Genomic DNA, 12,420 nt, shown 5'->3' on the forward strand with positions numbered 1-12,420 from the left:
AATCGCGTCAGCAACGCCCGCCAAAGCGTCGCGAAAAAGAAAAGAGCCGCCGCTGCTTGCGCAGCGACGGCTCTTTCCGTGGGGACGAAGCGATTACTTCGAAGCAGCGGACGCAGCGGCGTCAACAACGGCGCTGGCAGCGGCCGAGGCAGCATCGGCAACAGCCGAGGCGGCTTCAGAAGCGGCGGGAGCCGGGGTCACGACCGCGGGGGCCTCAACCTTGGGTTCTTCCTTCTTGCTGCAAGCGGTCAGAGCAGCAGCAGCCAGCAGGGAAGCCAACAGGATCGACTTATTCATACTTGTCCTCAAACGTTTAAACGACGGTGCACACCATAATTTTGGGGTCGTGCGCCAGTGCTTTTTGCACACCAACGGCCGACCCCGACAGAACAAGACGCGGAAAACCTCGAGCGCTTCCCTCGCCTAGCCCGTGATTATAGGGGTTTGCACGTCACAAACACTCAGAGCCCCAAAGTCGTGGGCGCAAATGAGTCGCTGGAGCGTTGTGCGAGGGCATCAAACCATTCCAGGCCACGCAGGCGCTCAGCCGGATCCAGGCTCAATTCGCCGCGCCACAGATGGCGGTCGAAAAGCCGCAGGCTCAAGGTCGACTCGGCCCCGACAGCCAGCAGCAAGCTCACCGGCACCGCTTCGAGCCTGACTTCCGGCTCGACCGCCCGGGCCGTCACGCAATGCGCGAAGTCACGGCGCCAGCGGACGAAGCGCGGGTGTCGGCGCACCACGTCGTCGTACTGCAGGGCCAGCAGGTGCAGTTGACGGCCGTTGCGGGCCCAGGCGGTCAGGGCGGTGAGGGCAGCCGCTTCGGACAGCGGCCAGTCGACGAAGTCCGCATCCCAGGCGTGCAGTTCACGGCAACCCTGCTCGCCCGCCCACGCCAGGGTTTCGGTGAGCAGGCGCTGGAAATCGGCCCGGCCGGCAAAAGTTTGTGCGTTCATGGCGTCTGTGGCTGAACCCAGCCATCCTCGGTCCATTGGTCCAGCAGTTCGCGCGCGTCGGGAGACAGGCGCGCGACTTCGGCGGCCCCCAGCGCCCGGTTGTCGGCCAGGCTGCGCATCAGCGCTGCGTCGCGGCCGCCGGCCCGAAAGCTCTCGCCGTTCAGGAAGACATGGGCAGCGTCGTAGAGCATGCGGCTGCGCCTGTCGAGCACTGCATCGCGGCCCGGCGGTAGCGGTTCGCCGGGCTCGAACCAGACGGTTGCCTTGGGCTCGGTCAGCGCCTCGCCCAGAGCCCGCTCCAGCGCCTGCGGCCGCTGCACGGCCGCTTCGACGGCACGGCGGGCGAAATCCAGCAGAGCGGCCGGCACCCGGGCCGGCTCCGCGGTGGCCTCCTGGCGAGGATCGGCGTAGAGCCTGCCGTCGCTGTCGACGTCGTCCAGCAGGCGCGGCAGCAGCTCAGCCGCCAAGCCGTCGACGCTCGACGCTCGAAAGCCAACCGAGCCGGTGATGCAGCCAGGCCCGACGGCGACGCCGTCATGCGCCCAGCCCGGCGGCAGGTAGAGCATGTCGCCGGGCTCCAGCACGAACTCCTCTTCGGCCTTGAAATTGGCAATGATCTTCAGCGGCACGTCGTCGCGGAGTACGGCATCACGCTGGGCGGAGATCCGCCAGCGGCGCTGTCCAGCGAGTTGGATCAGGAAGACGTCGTAGGAATCGAAATGCGGACCGACGCCGCCGCCGTCGCTGGCCACGGACAGCATCAGGTCGTCCAGCCGCGCATCGGGCACAAAGCGAAAAAGGTCGAGCAGCGCGCGCCCTTGCGCCAAATGCTGGTCCAGTCCCTGGACCAGCAGGGTCCAACCGGGCTTGCTCGTCGCCGGCAGGCGCGCGATGGGGCCTTGCTTGAGCTTCCACTCGCCATCAAAGGCTGTGACGAGGCGGGACTCGACGTCGTCGCGCGCCGCCAGTGCGGCGAGCTCCTTCAGCGAAGCCGGCGACGGCGCGGGATTGAAGGCCTGGCGCACGAGCAGCGGCTTCTTTTGCCAGTGCTTGTCCATGAACTGCTCCGGGCTCAGGCCGGCGAGCATCGCGGTGGGTAAGGCAATTTGCATGCCTTATTGTGCCGAGGGTGGTGTGGGAAAATCTCTCCCATGCAAGCGACCCGCCCCTGTGTTGTCTCCCTGCGCTGGAGACTCGAAGATGCCCAAGGCCAGCTCATCGACGAGCTGGCTGAGCCCATGGAATTCCTGCTTGGTGGCGACGACCTGTTTGCCAGGGTCGAGGAAGCGCTGGAGGGCCAAGATGTCGGCTTCGAAACCGCTCTGGCCTTGCAGCCCGAAGAAGCCTTTGGCGACTACGACTCCAACCTCGTCTGCTTCGAGGCACGCAGCCTGTTCCCGGATGGCGTCGAGCCCGGCCTGCAGATCGAAGGCCTGCCCGAAGGCGCCGCTACCGAAGGCATGCCCGAGGACGTGGTCTACACGGTCACCGAGGTCTACCCTCAGCACGTCGTGCTCGACGGCAATCACCCGCTGGCCGGGATCGGCCTGCGCATGCACCTGACGCTGCTGGACGTGCGTGCGGCCACCGAACAGGAGGTCGAGGCCGGTTCGGTTGGCGAGCCCATTTTCATGGTGCAGACCGGTGCGCCGCCGGACGAGCCGATCCACTGAGATCAAGGCGCCTCACGGCGCCTTTTTTATGCCTTGCCCGTCGAGCCGAAACCACCCGCGCCGCGCTCGGACGAGTCGAAGGTGTCGACGCGGCGGAAGCTCGCCTGCACGACCGGCACGATAACCAGTTGGGCGATGCGCTCAAACGGCTGGATGACGAACTCGGTCTGGCCGCGGTTCCAGCAGCTCACCATCAGCTGGCCCTGGTAGTCGCTGTCGATCAGGCCGACGAGGTTGCCGAGCACGATGCCGTGCTTGTGGCCGAGGCCCGAGCGCGGCAGGATGATGGCGGCCAGGCCCGGGTCGGCGATGTGGATGGCCAGGCCCGTGGGGATCAACGTCGTCTGGCCTGGGGCCAGTGTGATCGCCTCATCCAGGCAGGCTCGCAGGTCGAGGCCGGCGCTGCCGGGCGTGGCGTAGGCGGGGATCTGCTCGGCCATGCGGGCGTCGAGCACTTGCAGGTCAATCGGGGTCATCAAAGGCGTTTCGAGAGTTCAGAGATCAGCTCACGCGCGAGGCTGAGCTTGTCCGCACGGGGCAGCTCGCGCTGGCCCTGCTCGTCGATGAGCAGCAGCGCGTTGTCGTCGCGGCCAAAGGTGGCCGGGCCGAGATTGGCGACGATCAGCGGGATGCCCTTGCGGCGGCGCTTGGCGTCGGCGTGTTCGGCCAGCTTCTCGCTTTCAGCGGCGAAGCCGACGCAGTAAGGCGGCTGGGGCAGCCCGGCCACAGCGGCGAGGATGTCCGGGTTCTCGGCCATCGCGATGGTCGGCGCCGTCGCGCCTCCTTCGGCCTTCTTGAGCTTGTGCTCGTGGGTTTGCGCAGGACGCCAGTCGGCGACGGCGGCCGTCGCGATGAAGGCATGCTGGTGGGTGGCCAGCGGCAGCACGGCATCGAACATCTGCTGCGCGCTCTGTACGTCAATGCGCTGCACGCCGCGCGGTGTCGCCAGGTTCACCGGTCCAGCCACCAGAGTGACCTCGGCGCCGGCTTCAGCCGCAGCGCGGGCGATGGCAAAACCCATCTTGCCGCTGCTGTGGTTGGTGATGCCACGCACCGGGTCGATGGGCTCGAAGGTCGGGCCGGCGGTGATGAGGAGCTTCTTGCCTAGCAATGCCTTGGGCGCAAAGAAGGCCTCGACGTCGAGGAAGATCTCCTGAGCTTCGAGCATGCGGCCGTCACCGATCTCGCCGCAGGCCTGATCGCCGTTGGCTGGGCCAATGACGGTCGCACCATCGGCGCGGATCTGCGCCACGTTGCGTTGTGTGGCCGGGTGGGCCCACATTTCGCGGTTCATCGCTGGGACGACCAGCAGCGGACATTCATGGATGCGGCGGGCCAGCGCGGTCAGGCTGACGAGGTCGTCCGCCCTGCCCTGCGCAAGCGCCGCGATGGCATCGGCGCTGGCTGGCGCCACCAGCATCACATCGGCCTCGCGGCTGAGGTTGATATGGGCCATGTTGTTGTCGGGCCGCGCATCCCACTGGCTGGTGTAGACCGGCCGGCCGGACAGGGCCTGCATCGTCACCGCGGTGATGAACTGCTCGGCGGCCTCGGTCATCATGACCTGCACCGTTGCGCCGCCCTTCACGAACAGGCGCGTCAGCTCGGCGACCTTGTAGCCGGCGATTCCGCCGGTCATGGCGAGCAGGACGTGCCTGCCTTGCAGTGGTGATGTCATCAACGCTTCCTGAACACCAGATCCCAGACCCCATGGCCCAGCTTCAGGCCGCGCGCCTCGAATTTTGTTAGGGGCCGGTAGGCGGGCTTGTCAGCATAGCCGGCCGCTGTGTTCTGGAGGGTCGGCTCGGCAGACAGCACTTCAAGCATCTGCTCGGCATAGGGCTGCCAATCGGTCGCGCAGTGTAGGTAGCCGCCGGGCGCCAGATGCTGCATCAGCTTGGCGACGAAGTCGGGCTGGATCAGCCGGCGCTTGTTGTGGCGCTTTTTGTGCCAAGGATCGGGGAAAAAGATGTGCACACCGGCCAGCAGACCGGGGCCGACCATGTCGCGCAGCACCTCCACGGCATCATGTTGGACGATGCGGATGTTGCTCAGCTGCCTCTCGTCGATGAGCTTGAGCAGCGCGCCGACGCCCGGCTCGTGGACCTCGCAGCCGATGAAGTCATGGTCCGGCAGCGTGGCCGCAATCTCGGCGGTGGCGCCGCCCATGCCGAAGCCGATTTCCAGCACCAGCGGGGCATTGCGGCCGAAGACGGCCCCGGCATTCAAGCGCTCGGCCTTGTAGGGCAAAACGAACTTGGGGCCCAGTTCGGCCAGTGCCTTGATCTGGCCTGTGCCCATGCGGCCGGCACGCGTGACGAAGCTCTTGATGGCCCGGCGCGGCGGGTCCTCTTTCTCTTCCATCAGCCCACCTCGGCCATGACCATGGGCGTGGCGGCGATGTCGGCGTCGCCCAGCGAGCAAGCCGCCAGATAGGACGCGATGGCACGGTCGGCCGCAGCGTCGTCGGCCGCGTGGATCAGCGCCAGCGGCTCGCCAGCGGCGACACGCGTACCGAGCGGCTTCACTTCGGAGAAGCCGACGCGCATGTCGATGCCGTCCCCCGCCTTGCGGCGGCCGCCGCCCAGCTCGACGATGGCCACGCCGAGGTCGCGGGTCGACATCGTCGTGATGACGCCAGCCCGCGGTGCGGCCACCGGCTTCACGACGGGCGCGGCGACCAGGTAGATGTCGGGCCGCTCCATCAGATCGGCCGGGCCACCCAGTGCGACGACCATCTTGGCGAACTTCTCGGCAGCGGCGCCAGAGTCCAGCGCGGCCTGCAGCTTCACGCGCGCGGCGGTGGTGCTGGCAGCCAGCCCGCCCAGCACCAGCATCTCGGCGCACAGCGCCAACGTGACTTCATGCAGACGAGGTTCGCGGACCTCGCCCTTCAGGTAGCGGATGGTCTCGATGACTTCCAGCGAGTTGCCGACATCGGTGCCCAGGATCTGGTTCATGTCGGTGATCAGCGCGCGCGTCTTCAGGCCCGCGCCACTTGCGACCGCGACGATGCTCTCGGCCAGTTCCTTCGCGAACTCGGGCGTGGAGGCGAAGGCGCCATTGCCGCACTTGATGTCCATCGCCAGGCCTTCGAGGCCGGCAGCGAGCTTCTTGGACAAGATGCTGGCGGTGATCAGCGGAACGCTCTCAACGGTGGCCGTGACGTCGCGCGTCGCATAAAAGCGTTTGTCGGCGGGTGCAAGATCGGCTGTTTGGCCAATGATGGCGCAGCCCAGTGAGCGCACGATCTGGTCGAAGCGCGCCGGCTCGGGCGTCGTCGTGTAGCCCGGGATGGCCTCGAGCTTGTCGACCGTGCCGCCGGTGTGGCCCAGGCCCCGGCCGGCAATCATCGGCACATAACCACCGCATGCCGCCACCATGGGCGCCAGCATCAGGCTGACCTTGTCGCCCACGCCGCCGCTGCTGTGCTTGTCCAGCACCGGGCCGGGCATGTCGGGCCAGCGCATGACGCGGCCGGAGTTCATCATGGCGCGGGTCAGCAGCACGGCTTCGTCGCGGCCCATGCCCTTCAGGAACACGGCCATGCCGAGGGCGGCCACCTGGCCTTCACTCCAGGAGTTGTGCGTCAGGCCGTCGACGAAGTTCTGGATTTGCGCTTCGTTGAGCGCGAGGCCGTCGCGCTTGGCGCGGATGATTTCTTGGGCAAGCATAGGGGCTTGGTAATGCTACGGGAATCGATGCGAGAGGGTCTGCGCGGGTGCAGGGCTAGGCGTGCGACGCCGCCTGGGCTCGTGCCCAGGCAAGGCGCGCAACGACGGCATGCGCCCGCGCAGACCCTCTCCCGAAGGGTTGTCACTCAAAAGCCCCTCAGTACGCGGACGTTGTGGCCGCGGATGGGGCGCCGGAAAGTACGGCGTCGATGTCGGTGAGCAGGCCACTGGCGCCAAAGCGCAGGCGCTGCGGGTTGAGAGCGGCGGCGCCCAGGGCCGCTTCGGCCTGGGCGATATAGCCCGCGGCGTCGGCCACGGAGCGCACGCCCCCCGAGGCCTTGAAGCCGGCAGCGGACAGGCCGCTTGCGGCGATTTCCTTCAGCATCACGGCGGCAGCCTCGGGCGTGGCGCCGACCTTGGTCTTGCCGGTGCTCGTCTTGACGAAGTCGGCACCGGCCGCCAACGCCAGGCGCGTTGCCTGGGCGATGCGCTCGGGCGTGGCCAGTTCGCCGGACTCGATGATGACCTTGAGCGTCAACGGCCGGCTGGCGAAGCGGACTTCGGACAGGAACTCGCTCACCTCGGTGCTGTCACCGGCAATCAGCGCGCGGTACGGCAGCACGACGTCGACCTCGTCGCCGCCCGCCTGCGCAATCTCCGTGACATCGGCCAGCGCGCGAGCCAGATCCAGCGCCCCATCGGGGAAGTTCGCGACTGCGGCAACCTTGATGGAAGCCGGCAAGGCAGCGCGCGCCTGGGCGACGAAGCGGGGCCAGACGCAGACGGCTGCCACGGGTCCATGCGGCGACTGCGCGCGCCGGCACAGCGCATCGACGTCGGCGGCCGTGTCGGCATCGTTCAAGCTGGTCAGATCCAGGCAGGCCAGCGCCGTGCGGGCCACCGCCTTCAGATCGGTGGTCATAGCGTCAGCTCGGCAAAGCTCGCAACGAGGGCCGCGAGGAAGCTGGCGGCACGTTCGCCGGAGAGCTGGGCCTGCTTCAGCGTCAGATCGTGCGTCAGCGCCTCGGCGGACAGGCCGGCAGCCATGTTGGTCATCAGCGCGATGCCCATGACCTTGAGGCCGGCATGGCGGGCCAGGATGGTTTCGGGCACGGTGCTCATGCCGACGGCGTCGGCGCCCCAGGCGGCGAACATGCGGATCTCGGCGGCCGTCTCGAACTGCGGCCCGAGGGCCCAGCAGTAGGTGCCCTCGCCCAGCATCAGGTTCTCACGCTTGGCCAGGGCCAGCGCGTGCTTGCGCAGGTCGGCGTCGTAGGCGTTGACCATGTCGACGAAGCGGTGGCTGCCCTGTTCGCCGACGAGCGGGCTGCGCTGCGGCGCGTTGATGTGGTCGGCGATCAGCATCAGGCTGCCGGGCGGCATGTGGCCGCGCAGCGACCCGGAGGCATTGGTCTGCACGACCAGCTTCACGCCCCAGCGCTTCAGGGAACGCAGCGCGCCGGCCATGCCGGTGCAGTCGCCGCTCTCGTAGGTGTGGGCGCGGCCGCGCAGGAAGATGACCCGCTGCGCGCCGATCTTGCCGACGACGATCTCGTTGACATGGCCCTCGACCTTGGGCTGCGGGAAGGCCGACAGCTCGGTGTAGGGCAGGTGCTCGGCGTCCTGCACATGGCTGACCGCGCCGGCCCAGCCGGAGCCGAGCACCACGGCGACCTCAGGGGCGTTGCCGAACAGGGATTGCAGCTTCTCGACGCTCGCGGCGATCGCGACGTCGAGGTTCTTGTTGTCGATCATGGGAAACCTCAGATGTGCAAGTGACTGGGCCCGAAGCTGTGGGGCAGCAGTTCGGCCAGGGTCCAGCGTTGGCGGATGCCGCCGGGATCGCCGGCAATGACGACGAGCTCTTCGGGCACGGAGAACTCGCGCAGCTTCTGCCGGCAGCCGCCGCAGGGGGTGATGATGTCCGGGCCGGGGCCGGTCACGAGCACCGCCCTCGCCTGCTTGCCACCGGCCATGATCATGGCCGTCAGCGCCGAAGGCTCGGCGCACCAGCCCTGCGGGTAGGACGCGTTCTCCATGTTGGCGCCCAGGTGGATGCGGCCCTGCTCGTCGAGGATGGCCGCGCCCACCTTGTATTTGGAGTAAGGCGAATGTGAGAAATCGCGCGCACGCAGGGATTCGGCGAGCAGGCGGTTCAGCAGGTCTTGACTCAATTCCATCTCATTCACTCCTTGCGGGCCGAGCGACGGGCCGCTGCCTAGCCGGCCCGCTCAGGCGATGTGCTTGCGGCTCGATGCCGAGAGCATCGCCGTCCCCGCGGGGGCTTCGGTCGGACACGACAAGTCCAGTGGACTGGTTGTGCCTACCGAAGAGCGGCCGCTCTGCCGGCTGCGCGGTCTGCAAGACCGACCAGACTCGCCCGCGTTCAGCGGCGAGAGGATGGGCGAGGGGCAGCTTCATCTCAGCGCTCCTTCACGTACGGCTTGCCAAGCGCCTTGGGTGCGATCGCCGAGCCGATGAAGCCGGCGAGCAGCACGACGGTCAGGATATAGGGCAGCGCCTGAATCAGCTGCACGGGCACCTCGCCGACACCAGGGATTTGCACGCCCTGCATGCGGATGGCCACCGCATCCAGGAAGCCGAACAGCAGGCAGGCGCCCATGGTCGGCAGCGGCTTCCACTTGCCGAAGATCATCGCGGCCAGCGCAATGAAGCCGCGGCCAGCGGTCATGTTGGGCGAGAAGGACGCGTTCTGCGCCAGCGTCAGGTAGGAGCCTGCCAGGCCACAGAGCACGCCGTTCATCAGCAGCGCCTGGTAGCGCAGGCTTTGCACGGACATGCCGGCCGCCTCCACCATGGCTGGGTTCTCGCCGACCGCGCGCAGGCGCAGGCCCGGGCGGGTGCGCTCCAGGAAGAACCAGACGGCCGCCACCATCAGGAAGGCGACGTAGACCAGCACGTTGTGGCTGAGCAGGCCGTGGCCAAAGACCGAGGCGAACCAGTTGCCCGGCTGCGGCTCGGCAAAACCCCTGGCGAGAGCCGTCAGGCGCACGTCGGGGTCGATGGGCGGCGTCTGGCCGCCCTGCTGGAACCAGGCAATGCCCAGCACCACTGTGAGACCGGCGGCGATCATGTTCAGCGCGACGCCGGAGACGACCTGGTCGCCGCGGTTGGTCACGCAGGCGAAGCCGTGCAGCAGGGAGGCGACGCAGGCGACGGCAATGGCGGCCACCACGCCATAGGCGGTGGAATGCGTGACCGAGGCGGCCGCTGCGGCCGCAAAGGCGGCGAACAGCATCTTGCCTTCCAGGCCCAGGTCGACGACACCGGCGCGCTCGGACAGCACGCCCGCCATCGCGCACAGCAGCAGCGGCGCGCTGACGCGCAGTGTGGAGGCCAGCACCGAGGCGATCAGGACTTCATCCATCAGCGGCCTCCTTTCACCATGCCGTACAGGCGTGCGAACAGCGGTGCGCTGACCGTGGCCATGGCGCCCGAGAACAGCACGATCAGGCCCTGGGCCGTGACGACCATCTCGCGGCTGAAGCCCTGCAGCTCGAACGACACTTCGACGCCGCCCTGGTAGAGCACGCCGAACAGCAGCGAGGCCAGCACGATGCCGACCGGATGGTTGCGGCCCATCAGCGACACGGCGATGCCGGTGAAGCCGGCGCCGGCGACGAAGTCCAGCGTCAGCTTGCCCTGCACGCCCGAGATCTCGTTGATGCCCACCATGCCCGCCAGCGCGCCGGAAATGGCCATCGCGACCAGCACCTGGGCGCGCGGGCGGATGCCGGCGTAGTGGGCGGCGCGCGGCGCGCTGCCGACGGCCCGCACCGCATAGCCGGCGGCGCTCTTCCACAGGAACCAGCCCACCGCCACGCAGGCGATCAAGGCGATGACGAGGCTGAGGTTCAGCGGCGAGGACGGCAGCTCATAGCCCAGGGCCGCAGCCATCTGGTGCAGGGCCGGCATGCGGGCGCTTTCGGCGAACTCGGCGGACTCCACCGACATGCTGCCGGCCGGGCGCAGCCAGTTCACAAGCAGATAGCCGTTCAGCGCCGCGGCGAGGAAGTTGAACATGATGGTCGTGATGACGATGTGGCTGCCGCGCCAGGCCTGCAGATAGGCCGGCAGGGCCGCCCACAGCATGCCAAAGACGGCCGCGGCGACGACCAGCAGCGGCAGCATGACGACCGCCGGCAGCTTGGCGCCCAGCCACAGCGCGACCAGGGCCACGCCCACCCCGCCCAGCGTCGCCTGGCCCTCGCCGCCGATGTTGAACAGGCCGGCGTGGATGGCCACTGCCACGGCCAGGCCGGTGAAGATGAAGGTCGTCGCGTAGTACAGCGAATAGCCCAGGCCGCGCACGCTGCCCAGCGCCCCGTTGAGCAGCACGGTCAGCGCCTGCCAGGGGCTGTGGCCGATGACCATGACCACCAGGCCGGCAACGACCAGGGCGACGGCCAGGTTCCACAGCGGCAGCAGGCCGATGTCGATCCAGCGGGGGAGTTGGAGGGGCTGGCTCATTGGTAGAAGACGAAAAGGCAACCACAGAGGCACGGAGGCACAGAGAAAAGCTCTGTGAATTCCCTCTGTGCCTCAGTGGCTCTGTGGTTGCATTTCATGCGGCCGCCTGTTCCTGCGCTGCCATCAGCAAGCCAAGCCGACGCTCGTCGCAGTCTTCGATCGCCAGCTCGCCGGTGATGCGGCCGCAGTTCATGACGACGACACGGTCGGCCAGGGCGAGGATCTCATCCAGCTCGCTGCTGACCAGCAGCACCGCGCAGCCGGCGTCACGCAGCGCGCGCAGCTGGCCGTGGATGAATTCGATGGCGCCGATGTCGACACCACGGGTCGGCTGGCCCACCAGCAGCACGGTCGGCTGCTCGCCGATCTCGCGGGCCAGGATGAGCTTCTGCTGGTTGCCGCCGGAAAACTTGCTGGAACCCAGGTTCTCGTCGCGCGGGCGCACGTCGAAGCGCTCCTGCATCGCGCGGGTCGCGTCACGCATCGCAGCGTGATCCATGGAAGCGCCCTTGCGGTATTTGGGCAGCCCCTGGTAGCCCAGCACGGCGGATTCCCAGGCGGGAAAGTTCATGACGAGACCGACCGCATGGCGGTCCTCCGGCACATGCGCAAGGCGCAGGGGACGGGCCTGCGCGGTGTCCAGCCAGGCCTCGGGCGTGAAGGACTTGCCGCCCAGTTCCATGCGGCCGCCCTCGGGCGCGCGCAGGCCGGACAGCACTTCGAGCAGCTCGCTCTGGCCGTTGCCCGAGACGCCGGCCACGCCGACGATCTCGCCGGCCTTCAGCGTCAGGCTCACGCCTTTCAACGCCGGCACGCCGTTGGCATGCTTGAGGCTCAGGTCCGAGGCTTGCAGGCGGACCTCGCCCGCATGCACTGCCAGGCCTTCGGGACGGCCGAGCGTCACCTTGCGGCCGACCATCGATTCGGCCAGTGCTTCCTCGCTCCACTCGGCGATGCCACGCGTCTCCACCACCTGCCCCGCGCGCATCACCGTGACGGCGCTGCACAGGCTCATGACTTCACGCAGCTTGTGCGTGATGAGGATCAGCGTCGTGCCGCGTTCCTTCAACCGGCGCAGCGTGACGAAGAGCTGGTCGGTTTCCTGGGGCGTCAGCACGGCGGTGGGCTCGTCCAGGATCAGCACCTTGGCGCCGCGGTACAGCGCTTTCAGGATTTCCAGCCGCTGCAGCTCGCCCACCGGCAGGTCGGCCACGACGGCGTCGAGCTGCACCGTCAGGCCGGTCTCCTGCATCAGCGTGTTGAGCTTCCTGCGCACTTCGGCCTTGGCCGGCGCCAGGAAGAAGCGCCCTTCGGCGCCCAGCATGATGTTTTCCAGGCAGGTCAGCGTGTCGACCAGCATGAAGTGCTGGTGGACCATGCCGATGCCCAGGCGGATCGCCTGCTGGGAATTGGCGATGTGGACCTGCTGGCCGTTGACCTCGATATGGCCGGAGTCGGCGTGGTAGTAGCCATACAGGATGGCCATCAGCGTGCTCTTGCCCGCGCCGTTCTCGCCGACGAGGCCATGCACGCTGCCCGCGGCGATGTCGAAGGACACCTCGCGGTTGGCCTGCACGGCGCCGAAGCGCTTGGAGATGCCTTGAAGGCGTACCGCGGGCGTCATGC

The 12,420-nt window shown here is 67.9% G+C and carries 13 protein-coding genes; 1 reads left to right on the forward strand and 12 read right to left on the reverse strand.

Features of this window, described 5'->3' with window-relative positions:
• Positions 1-461: 461 nt before the first annotated feature.
• Complete coding sequence (locus tag ASC95_RS22335) at positions 462-956, reverse strand: hypothetical protein (protein WP_057299891.1); 495 nt, start codon at positions 954-956, stop codon at positions 462-464.
• Positions 953-2,068: a JmjC domain-containing protein gene (locus ASC95_RS22340; protein ID WP_057299892.1), complete on the reverse strand. Its 1,116-nt coding sequence runs from the start codon at positions 2,066-2,068 to the stop codon at positions 953-955. Before ASC95_RS22340 ends, ASC95_RS22335 begins: the two co-directional genes overlap by 4 nt.
• 39 nt (positions 2,069-2,107) lie before the next feature.
• Between ASC95_RS22340 and ASC95_RS22345 the strand changes: the two genes are divergently transcribed.
• Complete coding sequence (locus ASC95_RS22345) at positions 2,108-2,629, forward strand: peptidylprolyl isomerase (RefSeq protein ID WP_057299893.1); 522 nt, start codon at positions 2,108-2,110, stop codon at positions 2,627-2,629.
• 26 nt (positions 2,630-2,655) lie between these two features.
• Here ASC95_RS22345 and dut read toward each other — a convergent pair whose 3' ends face one another.
• The 10 genes from dut to ASC95_RS22395 all read right to left on the reverse strand — a co-directional run bounded on the left by dut (position 2,656) and on the right by ASC95_RS22395 (position 12,418).
• Positions 2,656-3,105, reverse strand: a complete 450-nt coding sequence (gene dut / locus ASC95_RS22350; RefSeq protein ID WP_057299894.1) for a dUTP diphosphatase — start codon at positions 3,103-3,105, stop codon at positions 2,656-2,658.
• Positions 3,105-4,307 carry a bifunctional phosphopantothenoylcysteine decarboxylase/phosphopantothenate--cysteine ligase CoaBC gene (gene coaBC, locus ASC95_RS22355; RefSeq protein ID WP_057299895.1) on the reverse strand — a complete coding sequence of 401 codons (1,203 nt, stop codon included), beginning with the start codon at positions 4,305-4,307 and terminating at the stop codon, positions 3,105-3,107. The genes dut and coaBC overlap by 1 nt, the downstream gene beginning before the upstream one ends.
• A complete protein-coding gene (gene trmB, locus ASC95_RS22360) occupies positions 4,307-4,993 on the reverse strand; it encodes a tRNA (guanosine(46)-N7)-methyltransferase TrmB (RefSeq protein ID WP_057299896.1) in 687 nt (228 codons plus the stop codon). The genes coaBC and trmB overlap by 1 nt, the downstream gene beginning before the upstream one ends.
• Positions 4,993-6,303: a thymidine phosphorylase gene (gene deoA, locus ASC95_RS22365; protein ID WP_057299897.1), complete on the reverse strand. Its 1,311-nt coding sequence runs from the start codon at positions 6,301-6,303 to the stop codon at positions 4,993-4,995. Before deoA ends, trmB begins: the two co-directional genes overlap by 1 nt.
• A gap of 157 nt (positions 6,304-6,460) precedes the next feature.
• Positions 6,461-7,225 (reverse strand): deoxyribose-phosphate aldolase, encoded by a 765-nt coding sequence (gene deoC / locus ASC95_RS22370; RefSeq protein WP_057299898.1) that lies wholly within the window; start codon positions 7,223-7,225, stop codon positions 6,461-6,463.
• Positions 7,222-8,058, reverse strand: coding sequence for a purine-nucleoside phosphorylase (locus ASC95_RS22375; RefSeq protein ID WP_057299899.1), 837 nt, complete (start codon positions 8,056-8,058; stop codon positions 7,222-7,224). Before ASC95_RS22375 ends, deoC begins: the two co-directional genes overlap by 4 nt.
• 8 nt (positions 8,059-8,066) lie before the next feature.
• A complete protein-coding gene (gene cdd, locus ASC95_RS22380; protein ID WP_157256455.1) occupies positions 8,067-8,483 on the reverse strand; it encodes a cytidine deaminase in 417 nt (138 codons plus the stop codon).
• A gap of 242 nt (positions 8,484-8,725) precedes the next feature.
• Positions 8,726-9,691, reverse strand: a complete 966-nt coding sequence (locus ASC95_RS22385; RefSeq protein WP_057299900.1) for an ABC transporter permease — start codon at positions 9,689-9,691, stop codon at positions 8,726-8,728.
• Positions 9,691-10,794, reverse strand: a complete 1,104-nt coding sequence (locus ASC95_RS22390) for an ABC transporter permease (RefSeq protein ID WP_057299901.1) — start codon at positions 10,792-10,794, stop codon at positions 9,691-9,693. Before ASC95_RS22390 ends, ASC95_RS22385 begins: the two co-directional genes overlap by 1 nt.
• A gap of 94 nt (positions 10,795-10,888) precedes the next feature.
• A complete protein-coding gene (locus ASC95_RS22395) occupies positions 10,889-12,418 on the reverse strand; it encodes an ABC transporter ATP-binding protein (RefSeq protein ID WP_057299902.1) in 1,530 nt (509 codons plus the stop codon).
• Positions 12,419-12,420: the final 2 nt, after the last annotated feature.

Source organism: Pelomonas sp. Root1217, from assembly GCF_001425705.1.
In the GTDB taxonomy this organism is placed as follows: domain Bacteria; phylum Pseudomonadota; class Gammaproteobacteria; order Burkholderiales; family Burkholderiaceae_C; genus Pelomonas.

Coding starts and splice junctions, on each gene's coding strand:
- ASC95_RS22340 (WP_057299892.1), bottom strand. CDS start 2,068: ATGCAAATTGCCTTACCCACCGCGATGCTCGCCGGCCTGAGCCCGGAG.
- coaBC (WP_057299895.1), bottom strand. CDS start 4,307: ATGACATCACCACTGCAAGGCAGGCACGTCCTGCTCGCCATGACCGGC.
- ASC95_RS22395 (WP_057299902.1), bottom strand. CDS start 12,418: ATGACGCCCGCGGTACGCCTTCAAGGCATCTCCAAGCGCTTCGGCGCC.
- deoA (WP_057299897.1), bottom strand. CDS start 6,303: ATGCTTGCCCAAGAAATCATCCGCGCCAAGCGCGACGGCCTCGCGCTC.
- ASC95_RS22390 (WP_057299901.1), bottom strand. CDS start 10,794: ATGAGCCAGCCCCTCCAACTCCCCCGCTGGATCGACATCGGCCTGCTG.
- trmB (WP_057299896.1), bottom strand. CDS start 4,993: ATGGAAGAGAAAGAGGACCCGCCGCGCCGGGCCATCAAGAGCTTCGTC.
- ASC95_RS22345 (WP_057299893.1), top strand. CDS start 2,108: ATGCAAGCGACCCGCCCCTGTGTTGTCTCCCTGCGCTGGAGACTCGAA.
- ASC95_RS22335 (WP_057299891.1), bottom strand. CDS start 956: ATGAACGCACAAACTTTTGCCGGCCGGGCCGATTTCCAGCGCCTGCTC.
- ASC95_RS22375 (WP_057299899.1), bottom strand. CDS start 8,058: ATGATCGACAACAAGAACCTCGACGTCGCGATCGCCGCGAGCGTCGAG.
- ASC95_RS22385 (WP_057299900.1), bottom strand. CDS start 9,691: ATGGATGAAGTCCTGATCGCCTCGGTGCTGGCCTCCACACTGCGCGTC.
- cdd (WP_157256455.1), bottom strand. CDS start 8,483: ATGGAATTGAGTCAAGACCTGCTGAACCGCCTGCTCGCCGAATCCCTG.
- deoC (WP_057299898.1), bottom strand. CDS start 7,225: ATGACCACCGATCTGAAGGCGGTGGCCCGCACGGCGCTGGCCTGCCTG.
- dut (WP_057299894.1), bottom strand. CDS start 3,105: ATGACCCCGATTGACCTGCAAGTGCTCGACGCCCGCATGGCCGAGCAG.